Source organism: Okeania sp. SIO2B9 (genome assembly GCF_010672505.1).
GTDB lineage: Bacteria > Cyanobacteriota > Cyanobacteriia > Cyanobacteriales > Microcoleaceae > Okeania > Okeania hirsuta.
In genome coordinates this window covers 1-4,811 of record NZ_JAAHGK010000540.1, presented here as the reverse complement: position 1 = coordinate 4,811, position 4,811 = coordinate 1, and the positions used below count along the sequence as shown (strand labels likewise).

General features: G+C 36.0%; 1 protein-coding gene. It reads right to left on the bottom strand.

Going from position 1 to position 4,811, the window contains the following annotated elements; genetic code table 11:
* Window positions 1-1,207 precede the first annotated feature (1,207 nt).
* Window positions 1,208-3,412 (bottom strand): PhoX family phosphatase, encoded by a 2,205-nt coding sequence (locus F6K13_RS18655; RefSeq protein WP_287287975.1) that lies wholly within the window; start codon window positions 3,410-3,412, stop codon window positions 1,208-1,210.
* Between the last annotated feature and the right edge of the window lie 1,399 nt (window positions 3,413-4,811).

Sequence of the window (4,811 nt, the reverse complement as noted above, 5' to 3'; positions counted from 1 at the left end):
TGTTTAGTTATTTTGTCTGTATATACAGTTTGTTTACAAGAGATGAGCTTAAGACGCCACCTTAGAAATTAGATTTTTCCTTTATTTTTGACTACTCCCCAGAGCTGTTGCCTAGGGGATTCTAAGTAGATACTACGCAACACAGATAAATCCCTGTTGATCCGTCTCTTCTTAGCTGACCAAAGATATACTCTTTGGGGACAAGTCAAAGTGCCCCTACACAGTCTGCTTAACTCTAAACTTAGCTTTCTGCTTACTTTTGTAAGATAAAATACTTCGGATTAAAATCCGACTCCTCGCTTTTCATCCATCGCTTAAAGGACGATGGCTTTCATGCTCCTGTGTTTTTTAGGTAAAAATTACGGTCTCGTCGCAAATTTTACACCTAATTTGACAATTTGCAACCTAATTTTCAGAATATTTTTTTCAGAAAACAAGCCAAAAACTAAGCAAAGAAAGGACAGTCAGACAAACTGATAGTCAAATCTGAAATTAAAATAATAACGTCAAATTAAAAAATCATTCGATTTAACGACCAACTTATAACTATTTATCCTTTTTCAGTTTTTCAATTTCTATTTAGGCCTTGCTGATTAAATCTAAAACCCACATTCCGCACCACAAAATGTAGCATCGAATCAGGAGTCAGGAGACAACCCACCCCTAACCCCGACCGTGGAGGGGAAGACAGGAGACAGAATTTTAGAAGAAAATCATAGCTGCCGTGATTGAGTAATCATAAGAGTAAGTATTTATGCGTAAATTTTTTACTTGGAATTTGATCGACGAAAAAAGTAATTGAGATGATTTGCATAGTATAAATACCTACCAAGCTACGGATTTATATACTACTTTTAATGTTACAAATTGACGTGCGGAATGTGAGCTAAAAGTATTTACAGATAAAGATAAGTGCCTTTTTAGGTCTGAAATACCTTGGCTTTCAGCTCTTGATGCTCAAAAAGGAGCGCATTTCTGGCGCATAGTTGGGCAAAAAAAATTATTCCCCTACTCCCCTACTCTCCTACTCCCTTTTTCCCCTCCTGGGAGGGGTTAGGGGTGGGTTCCCCACTCCTTAAAAAAGGCTTTTTCAGCAAACCCTATTTATAGCAATATCTATAGCAATAGATAGGTAGGACACGGACATAGAGTGATGATGAATCTCAGACAGGGAAATGTTTTTCCCAATGTTCCCTGTTCCCTGCTATTAAGTAATCGGTGTTGAATCCAATCGACGAATAGCTACAACTGAAGGTTTCGGAGGATCGTTAATTTTTTTAGTTGGCCAGTTAGACCCCATAGGCACGGTACGACTCTGGACAAAATCTGAACCATCTGTCGTTTTCATTGCCAACTGACGAGTTTCTGAAGTCATATTTTTGCGAATGCCGTTATATTCTCCTGGATGTTGAATAGCTAAAAACAAAGTTTTCTGGTCTTTGGTAAAGAAAGGCCCACAAGTTTCACTTTCTGTTGGTGCTATTCCAAACAAATAAGCTTCTCCAGCATTAGGACCAGAAGTGGGAAGATACCAGATAGAATTATTACCAAATAAACCACAAAGAGTAGACTGATTTATGGGTTTGCCATCCTGACCCACTCGATTCATAGGTACTGTTTTATTATGCTTACTGGTACTAATATCTGTCACCATCCACAAATTACCCAGTTCATCAAATTCTAAATTGTCAGGATTAGAAAATCCTAGTCCACCCTCCATAGGTTCGCCCCCAGTAGCAAACATTTCCCAACTAAATGTCATAGCATCTGGTTGATTATCATCCTCAGTCAAACGCATAATCCAACCAAACTCGTAAGCTTCACCATCCGGACCTTTAAATATACGTTTGTCTGGACTACCATCAGATTTACTAGGAGACCCAGAGGTAAAGGCAATAAATAAATTACCATTTTTATCTACCTGAGTATCTTCGGGACGTGCGGTACAAGTAACACCAGCAGCATTAGCAGCTAGATGAGCATCAATGAGAATAGCTCCTTGTTTCTGTTCAGCATTACCTTTATATAGGTCCCCCAGAGTTTTATATTTCTTTTTGAACCTTTCTACTTCTTGAGCAGTTATGGCTTTAAAGCTACCACCATCAGGTCTTTGGGGTAGATTAATCATATTGTTAAAGTGGACTTCTGGCAAATCTGGATTCACAGGAGTATCAGGTTGGAGGGAAATCCAACTACCTGTACCATCAGGATTAAATTTAGCGCCATACAACATTCCGTCTGTCAAAAGTTGAGAGTTAGCTTTATCGGTGGGGTCTTTTACTTTACCTTTACTCACAAATTTATATAGATGACCACTACGGCGATCGCATCCGGAATAAAATGCTAATGGTTTATCAGTTTCTACCCTAATACCTACTGCTTCGTGGCGATAACGACCTAACCAAGTATGTTTTGTACCATAGTCGTCAGGGTTAGCTGGGTCTACTTCTACCATCCAACCATACTTATTACCAGCTAAACCAAATACACTTCCCAGACCAGCGACTCCTCTTTCACCAATAAAGAGGGATTTTTCTCTGGTCGGGTCAACAGAAGTACCATCAGGATATACTGCTTCTACTACATAATTTTGAAAATTTTCTTCGGCACTAAATACTGTTCCCCAAGGTGTAGTGCCGCCTGCACAGTTAGCAAAACTACCTATAATGCGATCGCCTAATTTATCATTATAACCTTTGCCTTTTTTATTAAAAACTGCTACTGCTGGTCCTGTTGATTTTAAATAACGCCCGTCTTCTAATCCTGAAATACCTGTTATTCTGCGGTCAATTTTTGAATTTGTTCTTACCCATTTTCCATCGGGTTCGCGACGTATGGAAATTACACCTATTCCCATATCAATCATTGCTTCTTTAGCTGTTGCAATAATATTTTGTTTCAGGGAATTTTCAAGTAATTCTGAAGAATTAATTCCTGATTCTCCTACCTGTCTAAATGCTGTTGCTAATTCTGCAAAAGGCATAGATTTACCAATAACTGTTTGATAAGTTGTTACCCAAGGCAAAGGGCTAATATATTCAAAGTTTATTGTTAATAATCCTTCATTTTTACCTGTTTCAATGTAGGAAAGATAGTCATTATTGTAGCCAAAACGTGAATCACCTATTTTGTCTCCCCATGACCCAATAACATCGTAAGTAAAACCTTCTGGAATTATTAAATCATCTGCTACTTCGTAATTAGTATAATTCTCCATTTTAAACTCTTGATTACTCGTTGTCAAAGGCATTGGACCTTTGACTGGTTGGAAATTAATATTGTTGATAGAAGTTCCACTAATTGGAGATTTTTCAATTGCTGGAGTAGATGATTGTTTTTGACAGGAACTAAGGGTTATTGTTCCTGCGGTAGATCCTAGAAAGATAAGGAATTCTCTACGTTTAAGGTTCATAGAAAAAGTAATAAGTTTGACGTTTTTTAATATAGCGTCGATTGATACTTTTTGGAAAGGGATAATTAGGCATAGTATGTACTATTTTCTTTTTTGTAGTAGACTTTTTTTCAACAGCATTAAATGGATATTATCTGTAACTTTGTTTGGGAGTTTAGTGTTAAGGCGGTTTAATTTTATTTTTCAACTCTAGATATATCATGGCTTCTGTTCTTTTATTGCGTATGTCGCAATAGTCATTTTGGGCTTTTTCTAAAAAATAATGTTTCACTTCCTGACAAATAAGCTTGAAGGGTTGATGTGTAACTTGATTTTGTGAGTTTAGTATTAATGCGGTTTAATTTTATTTTTCAACTCTAGATATATCATGGCTTCTGTTCTTTTATTGCGTATGTCGCAATAGTCATTTTGGGCTTTTTCTAAAAAACAATGTTTTACTTGCTGGAAAATGAGCTGGAAAGATTGATATGTAACTTTATTTTGGGAACTTAGGTTTAAGGCGGTTGAATTTCATTTTTCAAGTATATGTATATCAAGGCTTCTGTTCTTTTATTGCGTATGTCGCAATAGTCATTTTGGGCTTTTTTCTAAAAAATAATGTTTCACTTGCTCGAAAATGAGCTGGAAAGATTGATATGTAACTTTATTTTAGAAATTTAATGTTAAGGCAGTTTAATTTTATTTTTCAAGTCTAGATATATCATGGTTTATGTTCTTTTATTGCGTATGCCGCAATAGTTATTTTTGGCTTTTTTCTAAAAAATAATGTTTTACTTACTCGGAAATGAGCTGGAAAGATTGATATCTAAATATCAACCCTCATTAAAATAGGCACTTACACAACCGGAAAAAAGTTCTTCTCTCTCCAGAGACAATCTCTCAAATTTCCCCTAGCTCAGGTGTTCCCTGTTCCCTCATAAGCCAGATTTGTGGGTATTCAACTAGACATAACAAAACTTGATTTGTTGAATTTTAATATTAACTAGATTTGATTTGAAAAGGTAAATCTAGATATATCTAAAAACGTAAGCATTTCCTGCGGAATGCTGCGCAAACAGCCGTCAGCTATTAGCTATCAGCTATTAATTTTGAGGAAGATAAAAGCAACCTTTGAAATTGAGGAAAGAATAAAAATTACTGTTCAATAATTGATAATTGATAATGGATAATTGATAATTACCTCTCCCTAAAAGGAAGAGGATTGAATAAAAGGAAAAAATTTATTTTTTTTCCCTTGAAAGGGGAGGCTTTAAACCTGAATTATTTAATTATTTAATTATTTAATTATTAATTATTCGGTAAAGTCCCCTGACTAAACCTTAGAAGTAATTAGGGTTTGCGTATGGAAAGTCTTTTTGCTGGGGTAGGAGACAGAAGAAATGGTAATGAGCGAGGAGGA

Coding starts and splice junctions, on each gene's coding strand:
- F6K13_RS18655 (WP_287287975.1), bottom strand. CDS start 3,412: ATGAACCTTAAACGTAGAGAATTCCTTATCTTTCTAGGATCTACCGCA.